This window comes from Rhizobium sp. CCGE531, from assembly GCF_003627795.1.
Taxonomy (GTDB): Bacteria; Pseudomonadota; Alphaproteobacteria; order Rhizobiales; family Rhizobiaceae; genus Rhizobium.
Genome location: NZ_CP032684.1, coordinates 1,776,719 through 1,796,293 on the forward strand (window position 1 = coordinate 1,776,719; position 19,575 = coordinate 1,796,293).

At 57.8% G+C, this 19,575-nt stretch carries 14 protein-coding genes and 3 pseudogenes; 13 read left to right on the forward strand and 4 right to left on the reverse strand.

Annotation, left to right across the window (positions count from 1 at the left end):
* Window positions 1-126 precede the first annotated feature (126 nt).
* From ehuB to CCGE531_RS08770, 6 genes are all read left to right on the forward strand, one after another.
* Window positions 127-1,017 carry an ectoine/hydroxyectoine ABC transporter substrate-binding protein EhuB gene (ehuB, locus tag CCGE531_RS08745; protein ID WP_120663808.1) on the forward strand — a complete coding sequence of 297 codons (891 nt, stop codon included), beginning with the start codon at window positions 127-129 and terminating at the stop codon, window positions 1,015-1,017.
* 26 nt (window positions 1,018-1,043) lie between these two features.
* Entirely contained in the window at window positions 1,044-1,691 is a 648-nt protein-coding gene (locus CCGE531_RS08750; protein ID WP_120663809.1) for an amino acid ABC transporter permease, read from the forward strand.
* Window positions 1,692-2,366 carry an ectoine/hydroxyectoine ABC transporter permease subunit EhuD gene (ehuD, locus tag CCGE531_RS08755; protein WP_120663810.1) on the forward strand — a complete coding sequence of 225 codons (675 nt, stop codon included), beginning with the start codon at window positions 1,692-1,694 and terminating at the stop codon, window positions 2,364-2,366.
* 44 nt (window positions 2,367-2,410) lie between these two features.
* A complete protein-coding gene (locus CCGE531_RS08760) occupies window positions 2,411-3,178 on the forward strand; it encodes an amino acid ABC transporter ATP-binding protein (RefSeq protein WP_348633852.1) in 768 nt (255 codons plus the stop codon).
* A 48-nt stretch (window positions 3,179-3,226) separates the two neighbouring features.
* Window positions 3,227-5,644, forward strand: a complete 2,418-nt coding sequence (locus CCGE531_RS08765; protein WP_120663812.1) for a 1-deoxy-D-xylulose-5-phosphate synthase N-terminal domain-containing protein — start codon at window positions 3,227-3,229, stop codon at window positions 5,642-5,644.
* A 151-nt stretch (window positions 5,645-5,795) separates the two neighbouring features.
* Window positions 5,796-7,007: a Xaa-Pro peptidase family protein gene (locus CCGE531_RS08770; protein WP_120663813.1), complete on the forward strand. Its 1,212-nt coding sequence runs from the start codon at window positions 5,796-5,798 to the stop codon at window positions 7,005-7,007.
* A 398-nt stretch (window positions 7,008-7,405) separates the two neighbouring features.
* Here the strand turns inward: CCGE531_RS08770 and CCGE531_RS08775 are convergent, their stop codons facing one another.
* Entirely contained in the window at window positions 7,406-8,827 is a 1,422-nt protein-coding gene (locus tag CCGE531_RS08775; protein WP_162943869.1) for an MmgE/PrpD family protein, read from the reverse strand.
* A gap of 312 nt (window positions 8,828-9,139) precedes the next feature.
* Between CCGE531_RS08775 and CCGE531_RS08780 the strand changes: the two genes are divergently transcribed.
* The 5 genes and pseudogenes from CCGE531_RS08780 to CCGE531_RS08800 all read left to right on the forward strand — a co-directional run.
* A complete protein-coding gene (locus CCGE531_RS08780) occupies window positions 9,140-10,213 on the forward strand; it encodes an ornithine cyclodeaminase (protein ID WP_120663815.1) in 1,074 nt (357 codons plus the stop codon).
* The gene (locus CCGE531_RS08785; protein WP_120663816.1) at window positions 10,213-11,175 is read left to right on the forward strand and encodes an arginine deiminase-related protein; all 963 of its coding nucleotides are present in this window, start codon (window positions 10,213-10,215) and stop codon (window positions 11,173-11,175) included. The genes CCGE531_RS08780 and CCGE531_RS08785 overlap by 1 nt, the downstream gene beginning before the upstream one ends.
* A gap of 41 nt (window positions 11,176-11,216) precedes the next feature.
* Complete coding sequence (locus CCGE531_RS08790; protein ID WP_120663817.1) at window positions 11,217-12,020, forward strand: arginine deiminase family protein; 804 nt, start codon at window positions 11,217-11,219, stop codon at window positions 12,018-12,020.
* A 212-nt stretch (window positions 12,021-12,232) separates the two neighbouring features.
* Window positions 12,233-13,120: a LysR family transcriptional regulator gene (locus CCGE531_RS08795; RefSeq protein WP_120663818.1), complete on the forward strand. Its 888-nt coding sequence runs from the start codon at window positions 12,233-12,235 to the stop codon at window positions 13,118-13,120.
* Window positions 13,121-13,298: 178 nt separating this feature from the next.
* Window positions 13,299-14,116: pseudogene (locus CCGE531_RS08800) on the forward strand (ATPase, T2SS/T4P/T4SS family); the annotation flags it as partial.
* A gap of 315 nt (window positions 14,117-14,431) precedes the next feature.
* Here the strand turns inward: CCGE531_RS08800 and CCGE531_RS08805 are convergent.
* Entirely contained in the window at window positions 14,432-15,313 is an 882-nt protein-coding gene (locus tag CCGE531_RS08805) for a 50S ribosomal protein L11 methyltransferase (protein ID WP_120663819.1), read from the reverse strand.
* Between the two features lie 517 nt (window positions 15,314-15,830).
* Window positions 15,831-16,001: a hypothetical protein gene (locus CCGE531_RS34195; protein ID WP_162943870.1), complete on the reverse strand. Its 171-nt coding sequence runs from the start codon at window positions 15,999-16,001 to the stop codon at window positions 15,831-15,833.
* Window positions 16,002-16,328: 327 nt separating this feature from the next.
* Here CCGE531_RS34195 and CCGE531_RS08815 point away from each other — a divergent pair, with 327 nt between their 5' ends.
* A complete protein-coding gene (locus CCGE531_RS08815) occupies window positions 16,329-16,700 on the forward strand; it encodes a hypothetical protein (protein WP_120663821.1) in 372 nt (123 codons plus the stop codon).
* Between the two features lie 147 nt (window positions 16,701-16,847).
* Window positions 16,848-17,977: pseudogene (locus CCGE531_RS08820) on the forward strand (transposase).
* A gap of 18 nt (window positions 17,978-17,995) precedes the next feature.
* Here CCGE531_RS08820 and CCGE531_RS08825 read toward each other — a convergent pair.
* Window positions 17,996-19,506 (reverse strand): annotated as a pseudogene (locus CCGE531_RS08825) (IS66 family transposase).
* Between the last annotated feature and the right edge of the window lie 69 nt (window positions 19,507-19,575).

A 19,575-nucleotide genomic window follows, 5' to 3' on the forward strand; every position in this document is an offset into this window, starting at 1 on the left:
CGGCAACTTAGAAAAGTTTGATTCTCAACCGTTTTCAACACATGGCCAACCCAAGCGCATTCTCGGTTGACATAGTTAGTATACCTAGTATAGAAAACGGCTGTCGTCAACCGAAGGGGAACGAAAATGCAGAATACAAAAATCTTCAGAAGAGCCATCTTGATCGGTGGTGCCGTGCTTGCGATGGCCAGTGCGGGAGTGCCTAGTGGGCGTGCCGACGAACTGGCGGATCGCGTCCTAAGTGAAGGCAAAATCACCATTGGAATACATAACCAAGCGCCTTGGGGATATGTTGACAAGGATGGTGAGGTGACAGGTGTCGGGCCCGATATGATCAAGGCTGTGTTGGGGCCGTTGGGTGTCAAGAAGGTCGATTTCGTCGCTATGGACTGGGATGCATTGATCCCAAGCCTGATGTCCAAGCGGATTGACGTTGTGGCTTCCGGGATGGCCGTTACCGAAGAGCGATGCAAGCAGGTCGTCTTCAGTAATCCGGACCTGGTGATTGGCGACGGCGTGATGGTTCTTGCAGGGAATCCGCACAACATCCACAGCTACGATGATGTTGCCAAAAACCCCGATCTGATCATGGGCGGCGGCCGCGGTAGTTCCAACACCGAGAACGCCATCAAAGCCGGCATCCCGAAGGATCGTATGATCATGTTTCAGGACACTCAATCGTCCGTCGCGGCTCTGCTGGCTGGACGTATTCAGGCGGACACAGAGTCCATGGGAACCGCCATCAACACCGTGAATGATCCCAAGCTTAAGGGCAAGCTCGAGCTCGCGCAGCCTTTCACCGGGCTTGTACTGGAGAACGGCAAACAGGCAGCAAACTATGCAGCGATCGCCTTCAGACCTGAGGACACAAAATTGCGCGACCTCTATAATGAAAGCTTGGAAAAATTAAAGGCTGAAGGAGCGGTCTCGAAGATCTTCGTGAAGAACGGCTTCAGCGAAAAAGCGGTCGCCCCAGCTGGCATTACTCCAAAGAGCCTCTACGCCGACTGCAAATAAGTTGCGCATAAAAGGAAGCAGGGCGAATGACTCTCTTCGAAATTCTCTCGAGCATATATGAAGGTCTCGGGGTGACGGTCACGATCACCGCTCTCGGTCTGCTGTATGCAATACCGTTCGCCCTGCTTGCTGGTGTGCTCCAGCACTTTTCAACGGGTACCGCGCGGTGGTTCATTACCGCAGTCATAGAGTTTTGGCGCAGTTCTCCAGCTATCGTCCTTCTCTATGCCTTCTATTATTCACTCCCGGCGTTCGATATCTACTTGTCCGCAACGACGGTGGGCGCAATGGTGCTCGGACTCAATGCTGGCGCATACAGCAGCCAATCCGTGCGCGCCGCATTGCAGGCAATCAGTCGCGGTCAATGTGAGGCTGGACTGGCCTTGGGGCTACGGCGGTTTACCGTACTCCGCCTCATTGAATTGCCGCAAGCCATATCAGCGATGATCCCGACCTTCATCAATGATGCAATCCAGTTAATCAAAGGAACATCTTTAGTTTCGCTTATAACTCTGACAGACATGACCTATCGGGCTAAGCAAATAGCACAGCTTAGCTATGATCCGTCGGGCATATATTCTGGACTTTTACTGTCGTACCTCATAATCTGCTATCCAGTTACAATACTTGGCAGATATCTGGAAAAATCCCAAGAAAAAAAGAGGTTGAGATAAATGGATTTCGATTTCGGCTTTGCGGCAAACATTATTCCGAGAATCCTGGAAGGGATTTGGAATACCCTTCTAGTTGCAATTCTCAGCTTTGCGGGCGCAGCGACTTTGGGATTTATTTGGGAACTACTGCGACGCTCCCACTGGATCGTCCGCCCGATTGCACAATTTGTCATCGACGCAATCCGCTCCACGCCAGTGTTGGTACAAATATACTTTCTGTTTTTCGTGCTTCCATACTACGGAATCGTATTGCCGGCTATGTTCGTTGGGGTTTTTGGGTTGAGCTTTTACTTCTCAGGCTATTTGTCTGAAGTTTTCAAAGCCGGAATCGACGCCGTACCGGTTGGACAAGCCGAAGCGGCTGAGAGTTTGGGTATTGGGTGGGGCGACACGGTGAGATTCGTCATTGCGCCGCAAATGCTCCGCAACATCGCGGCTCCTATGGGTGCTTATTCTATCGCGATTTTGAAGTCTACGCCGCTTCTGGCTGTAATTGCCGTACCAGAAATGCTCGGCAGCGCCCTGGACGTAGCATCCGAGACTTATCGCTACGCTGAGCCCATGATGGTTGTGGGGATCTTGTTCATCATCTTGTCGCTCATGGCGGTTGCGCTGGTGAGCCGATTGGAACGACGTCTTGGGCTGGGACACGCATCGAAACTAAAAAGCGCCTGATAGGCGCCGGGAGGAATAACATGGTACTAAATTCAGCGGAGAAGATAACGAATTTCAGCCAAGCCCCCTCGGCAGTCGCTCCCGCAGTAGTTCTAATTGAAAACGTATCGAAGTGGTATGGAGCGTTTCAAGTCCTCCGCGACGTAAGCCTGGATGTGAAGCTCGGCGAACGCATTGTTATCTGCGGACCGTCGGGTTCCGGTAAATCGACATTGATCCGTTGCATCAATCAACTGGAAAAGCACCAAAAGGGTAGGATCGTCGTTAACGGCACCGAATTGCGTGCCGGGATGAGAGGATTGGCCGAGGTACGCCGTGAGGCCGGGATGGTTTTCCAGCAATTCAATCTCTTTCCGCATTTGACCGTGATCGATAACTGTACCTTGGCCTTGATGCGGGCGCGGAAAATGTCGCGGGATGCAGCCGAAAAAATCGCGATGGAAAATCTCGACCGGGTACGAATACCCGAGCAGGCCCGCAAGTACCCGAGCCAACTTTCAGGCGGTCAGCAGCAGCGTGTTGCGATTGCGCGCGCGCTGTGCATGAAGCCCAAGATCATGCTGTTCGATGAGCCTACGTCGGCACTTGACCCGGAGATGGTCAAGGAAGTCCTTGAGGTCATGACTAGGCTCGCTAGCGAAGGCATGACGATGATATGTGTGACGCACGAGATGGGATTTGCGCGTGAAGTCGCAGACCGCGTCGTTTTCATGGATGGCGGCGAAATTATCGAGCAGGGGACGCCCGCCCGTTTCTTCGATCACCCTGAGCATGAGCGAACCAAGCGATTTCTTGGGCAACTGGTTCACTGACATAGTTGCCACTAGGTCGTCGAACGGTAGCAGACACAGGAGATCGAGATGCGGGATGTTGTCTTAAATGGTAGCGAGCCAGATCGCGTTGCTCTTTATCACGTGATCGAACGCAAGCTCCTGTGGCTGTCGTGCTGGATGATTGACCAGGCGAACCGTCGAGAAAAGATCGACGGCGTCAAAGTCGGCGGACATCAGGCTTCATCGGCGTCGATGGTATCGATCATCACGGCGCTTTACTGTGCCGTCCTGCGTCCTGAAGACCGCGTTGCGGTCAAGCCACACGCCTCGCCTGTCTTTCACGCACTTCAATATCTTGCCGGCAACCAGACACGGGAAAAGCTCGAGAATTTTCGAGGATATGGCGGCGCGCAGTCTTATCCGAGCAGGACCAAGGATGTCGACGACGTGGACTTTTCCACTGGTTCCGTCGGTCTCGGAGTCGCGATAACGACGTTCGCATCCCTTGTGCAGGATTATGTTCACGCGCGGAGCTGGGCAGCAGCGAACCAACCAAAGGGTAGGATGGTGGCGCTGGTCGGGGACGCAGAACTCGATGAGGGCAACATATATGAGTGCCTGCAGGAGGGTTGGAAACACAATCTTCGAAATTGCTGGTGGATCATCGACTACAACCGACAGAGCCTCGACGGTGTGGTGCGCGAGGGCCTTTATGAGCGGATTGAAACGGTTTTCCGCGCCTTTGGCTGGGATGTCGTGACGCTTAAATATGGCGCATTGCAACGCGCCGCATTTCAGGAACGGGGTGGCGACGCACTCAAAGCTTGGATCGACGCTTGCCCCAATCAACTCTATTCCGCGCTGACGTTCCAGGGAGGAGCCGCCTGGCGCAAGCGACTGACGGACGAGATCGGTGATCAAGGCGACGTGACTGCATTGCTGAACAAACGCGACGATCAAGCGCTTGCGGCTTTGATGGAAAATCTCGGCGGTCACTGCCTTTCCACTCTGGTCGACACGTTCAACGCCATCGACCATGATCGCCCGACTACGTTCATTGCCTACACGGTCAAAGGATGGGGCACACCGCTCGCCGGCCATAAGGATAACCATGCTGGTTTGATGACCGAAGCCCAGATGGATTTGTTCAAGAAGGCCATGAACATCCGTGATGGTCACGAGTGGGGCATGGCCGAAGGGCTCGGGGTCGAAGGAACAGCGTTGTGTCAATTCATCGCAGCGATACCGTTTTTCGCCGCCGGACGTCGGCGTCACGCCGGACCAGATATCTCGGTCACCCGCGATGCGGTTCCGATACCCTCGTCAGCGGGAGACAGCATTTCCACCCAAGCAGCGTTCGGCAAGATCCTGGACGCCATTGCGAAATCCGACAGCGAATTAGCAGACCGCATCGTCACGACATCGCCGGACGTCACCGTCTCCACAAATCTCGGTCCCTGGGTCAATCGCCGACAATTGTTCGCCCGCACGGAATTGGCGGATACATTTCGCGCCGAGCGGGTGCCCAGCGCCCAAAAGTGGACATTCACACCGCAAGGCCAGCATATCGAACTCGGCATCGCCGAGATGAACCTGTTTCTTTTGCTCGGCGCAATGGGGCTCTCTCATTCGCTTTTCGGCGAACGACTGATCCCGATCGGAACGGTGTACGATCCGTTCGTCTCTCGTGGCCTCGATGCGTTAAACTATGCCTGTTACCAAGACGCGCGGTTCATGATCGTGGGCACGCCGTCTGGTGTAACTTTGGCGCCGGAGGGCGGCGCTCACCAGTCGATCGCAGCTCCCTTGATAGGCATGAGTCAAGACGGGCTGGCCAGCTTCGAACCTGCATTTGCCGACGAATTGGCAGCCATCATGACGTGGGCCTTCGACTATATGCAGCGAGACGGCGAGGGGGATCCCAATGAACGCACATGGCTTCGCGACGAAACCGGCGGGGCGGTTTATTTGCGACTGTCGACGCGTCAACTCGAACAGCCGAGACGTCCGTATGATTCAGCCTTTAAACAAGGCGTGATAGATGGCGCCTATTGGTTGCGGGAGCCCGGCCCCAACTGTGATCTCGTTATTGCCTACCAGGGGACGGTGGCAAGCGAAGCAATTGCGGCTGCGGGCATGATTGGCGACATACGCCGTGACATAGGCGTTCTTGCAGTCACCTCGGCTGATCGGCTCAATGCGGGCTGGCAGGCGGCGATGCGAGCACGCGCGCGTGGCCATGTGGATGCGGCTGGACATATTGAGCGCCTGCTTGCGCCGCTGCCGCGCCACGCTGCGATTGTGACCGCCATCGATGGTCATCCGGCAACGCTCTCCTGGCTGGGTGGGGTTATCGGCCACCGCACTCATAGTCTGGGCGTTGAGCATTTTGGCCAGACCGGCACGGTCGCCGACCTCTATCGCCATTTTGGTCTCGACGCCGCCAACATCGCCGAAGTGGCTACTAACCTTACACCGGGGCGTCGAACTGGCAGAGCGGCATAACGATCTGACATCGTCTCCATCTGCGAAGCCAGCGTCGACTGGCTTCGCCACAACACCTCTCAGCGGCAGTGCCCTTAATAGCCTACCCTGTGCATATTTTGCAGCACGATCAGCCTCCATGCATGACTGATCTCGCCTGAAGGAGAATTCAATGCCACTTGACTTGCGTTTGCCCTCGCGTCCTATCACCCTTAACGCGAGGCCATTGCTGCCCGCCCCAATTGTACCAAGCGATGAACTGGAAGCGCGGCTCAGCCGTACGCGAGCCGCAATGAGTCGCTGCGAAACCGATGTCTTGATTCTCACGGACGAAAAGAACGTTCGCTACTTCACCGACTACCGGACGCTCTCATGGACCTATCATGCTCGTCCGGTGTTGGCCGTGCTGACACTCGAACGGTTGCTCGTCTTCGGCAGTCTGGGGGAACTGCGGCTGATGGAAAGCGTGCCGCGTCCATTCTCGCCGATTGCCTATGACGGCTATCTACCCGGGGCGGTCGACGCCATTGTAGATCAGATTTCCGCCATGCCCGCCTCATCTCGCCGACGGATCGCTGTCGACTACGGCCCCGATATGTTCGGTCGCGGATCGCTCTACTTGATCGATCGGTTGAAACAAATCGCATCCGACGAGTCTGTTCGAAGCGCGACTGATATCTTGTGGCAGATACGACTGATCAAGACGCCGTTCGAAGCAGAAATGAAGAAGGTCGCCCTCGCCATCGTGAATGACGCATTTGATCAGGTGATTGGAAATGCCTATGCCGGCATCTCGGAGTTTGAGCTTTGCCAAATGATGCAAGCCCAGATCTACCTCAATGGGGCGGAAAGTGCGGATCCGATCGCGATGCTGTTCAGCGACGGTGACTTCTTTTATGGCCGCACACCGTCGGATCGGAAGTTGAAAGAAGGTCACTACATCTGGACGGACTTTCGCGCCACCTACGGGGGGTATCCTGCAGATCGCAATCGAATCGCGCGATGCGGCGAGCCGTCGGATTGGGAAATCGCGACATACAAGAGTGTCCGATCGCTAACGATCGAGCTTGTCAATGGCATCAGGCCCGGCCTTCGCTGCTGTGACATTTACAGCAATTTTCAGCGCCTTTGGAAGGAAGCTGATCTTGGCCAAATATACGGGCACGTCTCGCGCATAGGACACGGCGGCGGACTCGATGTCACGGAACCGCCATCGATTTCGGCGGCCGACCAGACCGTGATAGAGCCGGGGATGATTTTCCACCTCGAACCGAAGCTTGAAAAGAACGGCGCGGTGTTCCAGTTTGAAGAGGTCGTATTCGTTCGTGATGGCGGGGTTGAGTTTCTTAGTGACCTATCACCCGAACGGATTCCGGTCGTTTAGACCAGCCAGCGGTCAATAGGCGCAGCGTCCAACTCATGGTCTCTCCACGTCCCTCCACGATAGCTTGCAGGTCGTCGGCCGGATTTTACGAATGGGTTCAGCCGAACGGCCGCTGGAGAGATCGGGCGTCAGTGGCGAAGTCGATGGGGTGCCGACGCACCGTCATCACTGAATAGTGTAAGCGTGACAACAGCGCTTCGGGCTCCGCGGTGGCCAAATTTTTTCGCCTGGCAGGCTATTTTTACCGCTCCGCCTGTACCCGGCACCATTGTGGACGACGTGATGCCTCTCAACGCTGCACCTGAAATTTCGAGTTACCACGTGCCTTTTTGGACGTAGCGTTTATCCCCAAACCAAAGGACTACGTCTTTAGGAGAGCAAAACGGCTCGTTCGACGGCTATTCAGCTCTTAACAGGCAATACAAATCGTCCAAGGAATTCAGGTGATCTATGTTCATTATCGTCTTGATGATGTGCGAAGTATTTTTCTCGATCGCCGAGCCCCGAAGGTTTCGTGCGAACTTTTCCGCGACATCATTCATGCTAAAAGGCCTCCGCCAGTGGCCCGGAGGCCATTCGACCGTCGTGGTAAAGCTCCGTCCGTCCCTGGTGTGGAGAATTATTGTCGATAAATATTGGTCATGCTTCCAGAATGCCTCTTCCGCGACTGGATCAAGCTCAACATCAATTCTCTGCATGAGTTCAGCCACGCGGTTATTTCTCATGAGCGACGGCGAATACCACTCTCTGCCGACTTCAACTGAGAGAAGCGCCATAGCCGATACATATTCAATGGACAGCTGAGCATCGATATCGCTGGCTGGAGCCTTGTCCGAAAACCATTCCGTTATTCTCGAAAAACTTCTGATTTTCAGCTTTTCAAGATTTTCGGGATCGATGTTATGCTCCTTCACGAGGCTGGAAACCCCGTCAATTGTGGTATGGAGGAACGCGCAGCTCGGATACGGTTTTAACGACGATTCTCTAGTGCGCCAAACCTCCCCCAAATCGGCAGAAAGCTGAGCGGGTTCGAATTGATCCGACCCGATGATCTTGGCGAAGCCCCTTTCGGGGTCGCTCAACATCGCAAATGGGCCGACAATATCGCGGCGAGCGCAGAGTGCTGCGTCAATCCCTCCAAGCGCCATCTGACCATAATTTGCCTTGAGAGCGTGTGCCGGTCGACCATATTGCACATACCAGAGGGGAAGGGAGGTATTGGCGCCCGCGTGTCCGAGGGCGGATCGGAATTGCTCTTCAGATCCGCCCGACACCACCATGGCCGCCGCTCCAGCCGCGATTCCGTGCCATGCGTGGTAGACCGCGAAACGGCGGTAAACATCCGGGGTGGCCTGAGTTGCGTCGTGAACCCGCAATCCTGCCTCATATCCAGCTACAACTCCTGCAAGGAAGCGCTTGGGTGTTGATTTGAGGTACTCCGCCATCGCGAGTGCCGCAGGTATCACGGTTGCGCTTGGATGCCCGGCGGCGACGTCTTCATAATCAAGTACGTCAGAGAGCCAGGCATTTAATTTTGTAGCCATTGATGGGGAAAGTTGAAGGCGAGTGCCGGGAACGCAACACCCGCCCGTGTCTTCTCCAGCTTGGTACGCGGCCAATAACTTCTCACCTAGAGGAGTGTCCGTTCCGGCGACGATACATCCGATCGTGTCCAGCGTGATGAGCTTGGCATGCTTCAGCACATCGACTGGTATGCTTTCGTATCTAAGTTCTGTCAGGAACTTCGCCAAAAGACCAGCGTCGTTGTGAGCGGCGCCGCGGGGAAAGAGGATGTGTTCAACTGACGATAGCGCACCCACTGACATAATTTTCCTTTCTTAAGCGGAACGAAGTGACCTACCGTTCCGACCAGAGACCCTCATGGAAAGTGAACGGTGGCTAACCGTGCCGCCCTTTTCCCAAGCGCACAGCAGCTCTCCACCCATTGACATACCTGTTATACCAGGTCTACATAATCTCGCCGTGGCACGCAACTTGAATTTTGCCTCCGCGTTTTAGAAAGCGTGACCGATAACAAGAGGTCATTCGCGAGTTCGAACACCGCCGGGCGGTACCTGTTTTGATTCTGTCTGGCGAAGCCTGATGGGCACTCGAAGGAGCTATTTAAAGTCATGCAAGACAAACTGAACGTTGTTCCCTTCATCAGCGTCGATCATATGATGAAGCTGGTGCTTGCAACCGGTGTCGAACGCTTCCTCGTCGAGCTTGCCGCCTATATCGAGGAGGACTTCCGCCGCTGGGAGTGCTTCGACAAGACGCCGCGTGTCGCCTCTCACAGCGCCGAAGGCGTCATCGAGCTGATGCCGACCAGTGATGGCGAGACCTACGGCTTCAAATACGTCAACGGCCATCCCAAGAACACCCGTTCCGGTCGCCAGACGGTCACCGCTTTCGGCGTGCTTGCCGATGTCGGCAACGGCTATCCGATGCTCTTGACCGAGATGACGATCCTGACGGCGCTCAGGACCGCGGCGATGTCGGCCGTCGCTGCCAAGTACCTGGCACCGAAGGGCGCCCGTACCATGGCGATGATCGGCAACGGGGCGCAGTCGGAATTCCAGGCCATCGCCTTCAAGGCGATCCTCGGCGTCGACAAGCTGCGGCTTTACGACATCGATCCATCCGCGACGGCTCGCTGCCGGAAGAACCTTGCCGGCATGGGTTTCGAGATTATGGCCTGCGCCTCCTCGCAGGAAGCGGTCGAAGGCGCCGAGATCGTCACCACCGTCACCGCTGACAAGCAGAATGCGACGATCCTCACCGACAACATGGTCGGCCCCGGCATTCACATCAACGCCGTTGGCGGCGACTGCCCCGGCAAAACCGAGCTTCACGGCGACATCCTGCTGCGCTCCGATATCTTCGTCGAATACCCGCCGCAGACGCGCATCGAAGGCGAGATCCAGCAGCTCGCTCCGGACCACCCGGTTGTCGAGCTTTGGCAGGTGATCGCCGGCAAGGCGGCCGGCCGTTCGGGCGAGCGTCAGATTACGCTGTTCGACTCCGTCGGCTTCGCCATCGAGGATTTTTCGGCGCTGCGCTATGTGCGCGACTGCCTCAAGGACACCGGCCTTTATGAAGAACTCGATCTGCTCGCCGATCCCGACGAGCCGCGCGATCTCTTCGGCATGATCCTGCGCGCGGCAAAAGCGGCTTCCACACCTCAAAAGATCGGAGCGCTCTGATGAGCAGACAGTCCGTTCAGGCCCCCAGGGGCGTCGTGATGATCCGGCCGCATCATTTTACGCCGAATCCGATGACCGCCGCCGACAACGCGTTTCAGTCCAATGACGAAAAGCGGGCCGCCGCAGCGGTCGCCAGCGCCGCCTACGATGAGGTAACGCGCATGGCGGAAGGCCTCGCCGAGGCTGGCGTCGCCGTCCATGTCTTTGAGGACCGGACGGTTGCAACGCCCGACTCCGTCTTCCCCAACAATTGGTTCTCGACCCATTCCGGCGGCCACGTTGCGGTCTATCCGATGTACTCGCCCAATCGGCAGAAAGAGCGTCGCGGTGACGTGATCGAGATGCTCAAGACCGAGTACCGCGTGCAGGATGTCATCGATTATTCCGGCCTTGAGAAAGACCATGTCTATCTTGAAGGCACCGGCGCTATGGTCCTCGATCACATCGGCCGGGTCGCCTACGCGGTGCGCTCCAACCGTACCAACGAAGTGGCGCTGGAGCGCTTCTGCACGCACTTCAACTTCGAGCCGATGGTCTTCGACGCCGTCGATCGCAGCGGCCAGCCGATCTATCACACCAACGTGCTGATGTGCGTCGGGACCGATTTCGCTTTGCTTGGAACGCAGATGGTTCGCGATCTTCGGCGCCGGCAGGAAGTTGTCGACAGGCTCAGGGAAACCGGCCGCGAGGTCATCGAGGTTTCCATCGAGCAGATCGAGAATTTTGCCGGCAATGCCATCGAGCTGGAGGGCGGCGACGATCGCGTGCTGGCGCTGTCGGCGCGCGCCCACGCAGCCCTGTATCAGGAACAGATAGCGGCGATTGAGCACTCCGCCAAGCTCTTGCCGTTCGACGTCTCGACCATCGAACTCGCCGGCGGCTCGGTGCGCTGCATGCTCGCGGGCATTCACCTGTCACGGCGCACTCCGCAGACGGAACATCTCCTATTAGCGGCCGAATGAGCGCGCGCGCAGTCGAACATTGGAACTAAGGACAACCAACAATGTCGCAGACCAGATCAGTCTATGAGTTCAACTCGGCAATCGTCCGGGAACCATCCACCTCCGTTATCAATGGCCTGCGCGCCAACGATCGCGGCGGCCCGACTTACGACGGCGTGAAGGTCGAGCACGACGCCTACATTGCGGCGCTACGCAATGCCGGTGTCGAGGTCACAGTGCTTCCGCCGCTTGAGGACTTCCCGGACTCCATCTTCGTCGAGGACCCGGCACTTGTGTTCACCAACGGCGCCATCCTGCTCCGGCCGGGCACCCGGAGCCGAGCCGAGGAAACTGCCGAACTTGCGCCGGTGCTGCGCGAGATGTTCGAGACCGTTCTTGAACTGCCCGCAACGGGCCAGGCGGACGGCGGCGACATCATGTATACCCCGAAAGGCCTGCTGATCGGCCTCTCCGACCGCACTGATAAGGATGGTGCCGAGGGACTTGTCGCCTGCATCGAAAAGCTTGGTGGACAGGCTCAGATTGCCGAGACTCCGAAAGGCGTTTTGCACTTCAAGACAGGCTCCTCGCTGCTTGACGACGAGACTGTGATCGCGACGGCCGCCCTTGCCGATGCTGCTGTCTTCGAAGGGTTTCGCAAGTTCGTCGTTCCAGAAGGTGAAGAGCCGGCGGCGAATGTGCTCCGGGTGAACGATGTCGTCTTCGCCAGCGCCAACCACCCACGCACGCTCGAGAGGCTCGACAACGAGGGCTACAGGGTCGTGCCGCTGAAGACGGCCGAGATCGAGAAGATCGACGCTGGGCTCTCCTGTATGTCGCTGCGGTGGTATCGCAACGGCAGATAGGCCGACACAAGTTCGAATACCGGAGATGCCGCTCCATTCCCCAGGTGCCGCCGCTGGCAAGTGCCTCCGGCATATGGCCTCTTGGTGGATGAGGGCTTGGTGGGCGGCTTTTTCCCAGCCTCCTCCCGAGGAGCCCCTTATCGGAGTGATCTCAATGTGGAAACGACGACGAGGCTGTCGATCGTAAACAAGAATAATTGTGAGGAAGAGAGATGGACCTTCGCCATCTTCGGTATGTCGTAGCGGCGGCCCGCAACGGGAGCTTCAGTGCGGCGGGTCATGAGTTGAACGTCCGCCAGCCGATCATAAGCAAGCGCATTCGAGAGTTGGAGGACGAGCTTGGTGTCTTTCTGTTCGACCGCGCCACATCGGGGGCGCGGCTCACACCGACAGGCGAAGAATTCGTGGTCGGCGCCCGGCGTATCATCGAGGCATTTCAGCGGCTCTCCGAACGGGCGAGGGCACGCGGCGCCGGCAAGACCGGACGTCTGGTGGTCGGCTTTTATAAGTCGATGTCATCGGGATGCTTTCGTACAGCCTTGAAGACCTTTCGGAGCAAGTTCCCTGGCGTCGAGGTGGAACTGCTGGAGGCTTCCTATATCGAGCTCAAGGCCGGCGTGATGTCTGGTACGATCGATTTCGCCATCGTTCTCGGCGACACAGGCAGGACCGAGCTTCTGGATTCGATGCCGCTTTGGGCGGCGCAAATAATGGTGGCCCTGCCGAAAGACCACGCGCTGGCCGAGAAGGCAACCGTCTATTGGTCCGAACTAAAGGGCGAGCGGTTTCTTGTGCCTCACGATGATCCTGGTCCCGACATCCGCAATATCATCCTTAGTCATCTCGCAGCACCTTCCGATCATCCGGAGATCATCACGCGGCAGCTGAGCCGGGAAAGCATCCTGGGCGAGGTCGCGAGCGGGCAGGGGATCAGCCTGCAGTGCGAAAACACGCAGCCTGTCCTCGGGCAGGGCGTTGTCCTTCGGCCCGTGCATGATGGCAACGGCGGCGTCCGGCTCGGCTACATCGCCTGCTGGCGGCCGGACAATTCCAACCCGGTTATCAAGAACTTCTTCGAAATCTTCCGTTTTGTCGATTGAGTCAACGGCTGCCACGCGTCAGCCAGCGAACGCGCCTACGACGGCGCAAGTATTTTACGAACGCTTACGCCCGTCCACGACGCCCAGGATTCTCTTGTTGCTGAGCGCTTATTTCTGCCTTTCTTGAATGTCTCCGTCGCGATCCGCCGCCTGGCCGATCGCCGGAAGCGGGGACCACATGCCGGGACGTCACCATCAGAACCAGGAAGCGATCTCGCGCGGCGCGCGCATGCTGCGCACGGGCCTGCTATCGCGCGACATCTCGAAGACCCGGCCGTGGTTGAGGTCATGCTGAATCCGGACGGCCGCCTCTGGGTCGACCGGTCGAGAGAAGGGCTGGCAGACACCAGCGAGACATTGCCTGCCGCCGACGGTGAACGAATTGTCCGTCTCGTCGCCCACCACGTCGGCGCCGAGGTTCGTCCTGGAAGCCCCGCGTTTCCGTGGAACTTCCAGAAACCGGCGAGCGCTGCGAGGGCCTGCTTCCGCCCCGTGGTCGCTGCCACCACCTTCGCGATTCGCAAACCCGCCGTCGCCGTCTTCACGCTTTCCGACTACATCGCGGCCGAAATCATGGCCGACGCGCAGGCCGATGTCCTGCAGATCGCGGTCGAGCGGCGGAAGAACATCCTCGCCGCCGCCGGCACTTCCACCTGCAAGACGACGTTGACCAATGCTCCTGGCCGAAGTCGCCAAGTCTTCCGATCTCGTCAAATCGTCGCTGCGTCTCAGACCCGACCACATCCCCATCGGCGAGGTACGTGGCGCTGAAGCACTCGATCTCCTCAAGGCCTGGGCACCGACCACCCGGGCGGCATCGGCACCATTCACGCCAATTCCGCAATCGGCGCACTCCGGCGCCTCCAATAGCTGGTGGAGGAAGCGGTGGTCACGGTGCCCCGGGCGATGATCGCCGACACCATCGACCTGATTGCCGTGCTCTCCGGCCGCGGCATTGCCCGTCGGCTTGCCGAGATCGCGTTTGTCGACGGGCTCGATCCGGTGACCAGCGACTACCGCACCTGCGGCACATCCCCCAACCGACCGCCAACCGCTTCCGAGAGGAGAAGAGGAATGACCGTGTCCGCCATGTCCCGATTTCGCCAGTCCCGCCGTCAGTTCATGCGGGCGACAGCGTTCCTGTCCATCTTCGAAATGACAGCGCTGCCGGCGTATGCCTCCGCCTTTTGTCATGCGTATGCGCGGTGCAAATTGCTAACGGAAGCCGGACTTTGCTGCGAGGATCGGAGCTGGTGTATTACTCAGAACGCAAACGAACTCGTTATATTGTTGTATTCGTTAGGATATCCTTCATATCGAAACCAAATCAATCAACCCAGTTTTGTCCCCCTTCAAGCGATAATGCCGTCCAGATTCGATCGGCAGAGGTTCGCGTAAAGGGTGGAAAGCCATTGGCCAATGGCTCTTCAGATCTCTAGAAGTGACAAGGAACTTCCCAAAATATGCATCGAAATATGAGGTCATTCCGTGGCAGAGGCCGGAGCTGTGGGCGATGACACGGTGTTCAACCGGATTCAGGGCGTTTGGATTTAGATAGTCATAGTTCCTAAAATGAATAGTTGGCGAGAGGCGCACAAAATCATGCTGCATCTGGGTAACCGTGAAGTATGCACGTTCGGCAAACAGGTTAAACCCAGAAAGATCAACCCCGCATTGGTCAAACACAGAATTTTCCTCAAAAGCTTGTACGTCACTGCATAGAAACCCGAATTGCTGAACCCGATCTGGTATGACAACTGTAGTAGGACTGGCGATTTGGCGGATGTCCTCCGCGATCGCCTCAAAGCCCTCACCAACGACTCCTGCGTCTAATGTCTCTGTGAAGATGATGTCAGGTGCCGAAGGAAGGTCGCCGTCTAAGATTGCTTGCCTTGAGGATTTTGCAATCACAGCAATGCAATCCTGCAAATGATTGGCGTGTATAATCTGCCGCGCAGTGTCCGCAATTCGCTCATCCATCTCGCATGTGAATACTCTTCGAGCCCCATATCTGGCGAAGAGCATCGCCGGAAGGCCGGCGCCAGTTCCGATTTCAACAACAGTCTTCCCAGTGACATTGCAAGATGCAATAGCTGCCTCTATTGCTGTATTTCGTGCGGGGTCCCGCATCATTTTGAAATGCCACCTGGGCACTTTCACATACGCGTCAGCGGGTGATTTGATTTCATTCATTTCGGTACTCCCAGAAGGTGTAACGCTGTCTCGTGAACCGCGATCGAGAACGGCCAGATCGGCGTGTGTGAGCTACAAAGCTTCCACAACGCCTCATTCAAACTGAAAACAAGCTGTTCTCGCTTAGGCTCGACCTTCGCGCGGCCGTTCCGGCTCGAGAAGGAAGCAGCAATAATCGTACCAAGCATACAGATTGTAGGACATCTCCACCCAAAATCCTGGGGGAGTTGTAGCGCCCCCAAGTTGGGCGCGCCGCCGTGCCTGGTGCTGGAACTTGTATTCGAGCCTTAGCGCATGCTCAGCTACCTGCTAAAGTGTCTACCGCACCCTTATCGCAAGCCTCTCGGACTGTTGAAGGCTCAGGCTACGGAGCCCTCGATGTCCACCTTCGTATGAGTCGTTCATGGCTTCTCCTGTCCCAACAATTGGCCGATCTCCAACAAGGTTGCGCCGGAGCGGACAAACGAGGCGGCAAAGATAGGGCCTATTCTAGTGGAGGGCAGGCGTAGCCGCCAATTCAGGCACAGTCGAGCGCCAAATCGGCGATCACCGTGACGGCGCTGCGCGAGAGACCACGCAGCCCTAGGCGCCGTAACTGGATCTTCGCAGTGCAGCGCGGGCCAATCGTGCCACCGTCATGCTCACCCTCGTTGTGACCTGTCGTCCAGCGACGTTGATCAGAAAGCATGGCTCGGAGCATATGCTAAGCGCCGGTCTTCCTGTCGCCAGCCGCATGGTGCGCTACGAGATACCTCGATGACGCCTCAGCCGTACCTGGACTAGTGCCCGTCCATAGTGTGCTGCGAACGTGACGTTCGACATCCTCGGGCATTGTTTTCGACGCGCGCGGTATGGGGAACGCAAAGCGGGCGACTCGAAGCGGAGCCACGCGGTGGCGGTCTGAACGATCAGTTGTCGCGACCATCGTTCATCTCCCGCCCGACCTTGGGCAAGCTGATGGGCGGCCCACCTTTGGGCCCGCTGAGAGAATATCCTGAGGCGTGACAGGCCTGTCATGCGGAAGATCGATCCATCGGGCGACGATCAGGAGTTCTCTGGCAGTCCGCAGCAAGGTGGCATGCGCAACCACATCCCCTGTGGCGCGATGCACAAGATAGCGCTGTCGCTCGTCAGCTGCCGGACCTGCTTGATGACGTACCAGAACCTTAGGGTAATTGAAGAGCGCGTCGAACATGATCGGAACTCCGGGTTGATGAGGAGGTTCGACCACTATCGGTCCGCTAATTATTATGTGGCGCGCGAAAGCGCCTTCACGGCGGAAACGCTGGGCGCCGCGCTCGAGCGCCACATCCGATGCGAACAGCTCGCCCAGTTCGATTGTCGCCGCCGCGCCCGCCTTGCCCCCAAATCTCTTCGGAGCCTATGAATCACGCCCAAGGCTCGGCGGCGAGCGACTTCTTCAATAGATGGGGTGATTGGGGTCTCAGCCGCGCCTAACTGCGGGCGGCTACTCCTGTCGGGATGTGGGAGCGTGGTCGATGTGAATCGCCACAAACATCGGGAAGTAGCAGCCATGAAGTATTTTGCCGGACTTGACGTGTCTTTGGAAGAGACCGCGATTTGCGTCATCGATGAGAGCAGTCGGATCGTGAAGGAAACACGAGCGGCAAGCGAACCGCAGGCTTTGTCCGATGCGTTGCGGAAACTCGATCTGCCGCTGGATCGCATCGGCTGGAAGCGTGCTCGCTGACGGCCCTGGCTTCACCATGGATAGTGTGCCGAAGGCCTGCCTGCGATCTGTATCGAGACGCGCCAGGCCAACGCGGCCATGAAGACGATGCCCAACAAGACCGATCGCAACGATGCCCGCGCGCTCGCGCAGATCATGCGCATGGGCTGGTATCGGCAGGTGCATGTGAAGAGCCGGCAATGCCGGTTGTGGCGCGCGCTGTTGGTGGCCCGCCCCACGGTGCTGAACGAGATGCGCAGGATAGAGAACGTGGTACGCGCCATCCTGCGCGAGGCTGGTGTCAAGCTTGGCAGGCCCTCGCGCACTGCCTTTGCTAATGGTGTGCGCGAGCTGGCAGACGCCGAGGCGATGGTGATGGTCGAGCCGCTGCGTTCGATCCTCGGCTCCATGCTCAAGGAGTTCGCCCGCCTGACAAAGCAGGTTCTCGACATCGTGCGCAAGGAGGGAAGAAGTCTGTCGGCGACTGATGAGCGCGCCCGGCGTCGGGCCGATCACCGCGCTCACCTTCCGCGCCACGATCGACCGGCCGGAGCGTTCGGTCAGCAGCGCGACAATCCGGGAGAGAGGTCTCACCTTGATCGCAGCGCCGCATCGGCTCCTCGCGGGCAGTGGGAGCGCATCTGGGCCTGACGCCGGCGCGATACCAGTCCGGTGAAACCGACATACCGGGCAGAGTCAGCTGCTGCCGCGACGAACTCGCCCGCACTGCCCTCTACGAGGCAGCACATTCGCTGCTCGTGCGCTCGAGGAAATGGTCGAGCTTGTGTGCCTGGGGCATGAACATCGCCAAACGCCGCGGCATGGCGCGAGCCCGCGTGGCGGTAGCCCGCAAGCTGGCCGTCATCCTGCACCGCATGTGGGCCGACGGAACCGAATTCCGCTTTGGAAAGGAAGCCGCCGGTCCGCATCGACATGAACAAGGAACAAAGGGACAAATACGAACACAGACGTAAGCGACAAGCCGGGGCCGTTCAGGCGGCGTAGTTCCATGGCATGAGCGCGTCGATTTCACTGCTGGGCCATCCATTCGCAAGGCGCTCAAGCGTCTGGGTCAACCAAGCTTGCGGATCGACTGCATTCATCTTTGCCGTTTGCAGGAGCGTCGCGATGGTCGCCCAAGTCCGGCCGCCACCGTCGCTTCCAGCGAATAGACTATTTTTTCTCGTGATCGCTTGGGGTCTGATTGCTCGCTCGACTATGTTGGAGTCGAGTTCGATGCGGCCGTCGGTCAGGAAGCGCTCGAAGATGTCTCGACGCGAGATGGCATACCGCAGAGCTTCGGCGAGTTTGGATTTTCCAGAGACCCGTGGCAGGGTCGCCTGCCAGAGAGTGAAGAGGTCACGGACGATCGCTGCGGAGATCTCCTGGCGTGCAGCGACACGAGCTTCAGGGCTTTGGCCGCGCACACGCTCCTCGATCTCCCATAACCTCGCCATACGCTCGACGGTGTCTGTAGCGACCTTCGAGCTCTTTGCGACATGCAACTCGTAGAACTTTCTCCGGCTGTGCGACCAACAGCCGGCCAGGATGGCGCTGTCATTGCCTCCATCTTTCCGGACGAGCTTGTTATAAGCGGCATATCCGTCGACCTGCAGGATTCCACGATAGCCGCTCAGGTGTCGTGCGACACACTCGGTGGCTCGACTGTCCTCGAAGCGATAGGCTACCATCGGTGGACCGCTGCCCCCAAAAGTCCGGTCATCCCTGGCATACGCCCATAGCCATGCCGTCTTCGCTGATCGGCGAGGATATTGAGCTCGAACCCCAGCTTGCCCATCCATTGAGCCATCAGCTTGCGGTCGAGTTCGACCTTGTCGCGTGCGTAGATGGCTTCCTGGCGATAGAGTGGCAGCCCGTCGGCATATTTGGAAACGGCGATCTGGGCCAGAAGTGCTTCCGTCGGAATGCCACCTTCGATGATATGTGCCGGAGCCGCCGCCTGGACGACACCATCCTCGTTCCTAAAGGCATACTTCGGCCGGCGGGTGACGATGACACGGAACTTCGCTGCCACGACATCCAGCCGCTCGGAGACGTCTTCTCCAATCAGGATTTTGGTCTTACCTGCATGTTCTGGAAGCTCTTCCGGTTCGATCACGACCTCGACGCGCTCAAGATGAGGCGCAAAGCCCTTGCGTGGCCGCGGAGCGCGTTTGCTGTCCGCGCTACCGCGGCCTTTCGTGACCTGAGCCTTGATCGTCGCAATGCCGGTCTCGATCTCTTCGAAGACAAAGGCATGCTGCTCGTCATCGACGGTGGATGATGCAAGCCTTTCCGAGCGTCGGCCAAATCGGGCGCGATCGAAAGCCTTCAGGATCTGCGTCAGCCGCTCGATGCGCTCATCGGCGTCCGCGTTGCGGGCCTCTAGATCGTCAACCTGCTTCTCCAAAGCCTCGACGCGGGCTGCTTTTGCGGCCATGGCAAGAACCATGGCTTTGAGAGCCTCTACATCATCCGGGAGCTCAATCTCGGGCCGCGTCATGGGTATGATCAGAGCATATTTTGCCGCGCTCCGCCCATGCTTTCAGGGACCTGATTCACTTCGCCGCAG

Coding starts and splice junctions, on each gene's coding strand:
- ehuD (WP_120663810.1), top strand. CDS start 1,692: ATGGATTTCGATTTCGGCTTTGCGGCAAACATTATTCCGAGAATCCTG.
- CCGE531_RS08750 (WP_120663809.1), top strand. CDS start 1,044: ATGACTCTCTTCGAAATTCTCTCGAGCATATATGAAGGTCTCGGGGTG.
- CCGE531_RS08815 (WP_120663821.1), top strand. CDS start 16,329: ATGCGGAAGATCGATCCATCGGGCGACGATCAGGAGTTCTCTGGCAGT.
- CCGE531_RS08795 (WP_120663818.1), top strand. CDS start 12,233: ATGGACCTTCGCCATCTTCGGTATGTCGTAGCGGCGGCCCGCAACGGG.
- CCGE531_RS34195 (WP_162943870.1), bottom strand. CDS start 16,001: ATGCTTTCTGATCAACGTCGCTGGACGACAGGTCACAACGAGGGTGAG.
- CCGE531_RS08780 (WP_120663815.1), top strand. CDS start 9,140: ATGCAAGACAAACTGAACGTTGTTCCCTTCATCAGCGTCGATCATATG.
- CCGE531_RS08770 (WP_120663813.1), top strand. CDS start 5,796: ATGCCACTTGACTTGCGTTTGCCCTCGCGTCCTATCACCCTTAACGCG.
- CCGE531_RS08785 (WP_120663816.1), top strand. CDS start 10,213: ATGAGCAGACAGTCCGTTCAGGCCCCCAGGGGCGTCGTGATGATCCGG.
- CCGE531_RS08765 (WP_120663812.1), top strand. CDS start 3,227: ATGCGGGATGTTGTCTTAAATGGTAGCGAGCCAGATCGCGTTGCTCTT.
- ehuB (WP_120663808.1), top strand. CDS start 127: ATGCAGAATACAAAAATCTTCAGAAGAGCCATCTTGATCGGTGGTGCC.
- CCGE531_RS08805 (WP_120663819.1), bottom strand. CDS start 15,313: ATGAATGAAATCAAATCACCCGCTGACGCGTATGTGAAAGTGCCCAGG.
- CCGE531_RS08790 (WP_120663817.1), top strand. CDS start 11,217: ATGTCGCAGACCAGATCAGTCTATGAGTTCAACTCGGCAATCGTCCGG.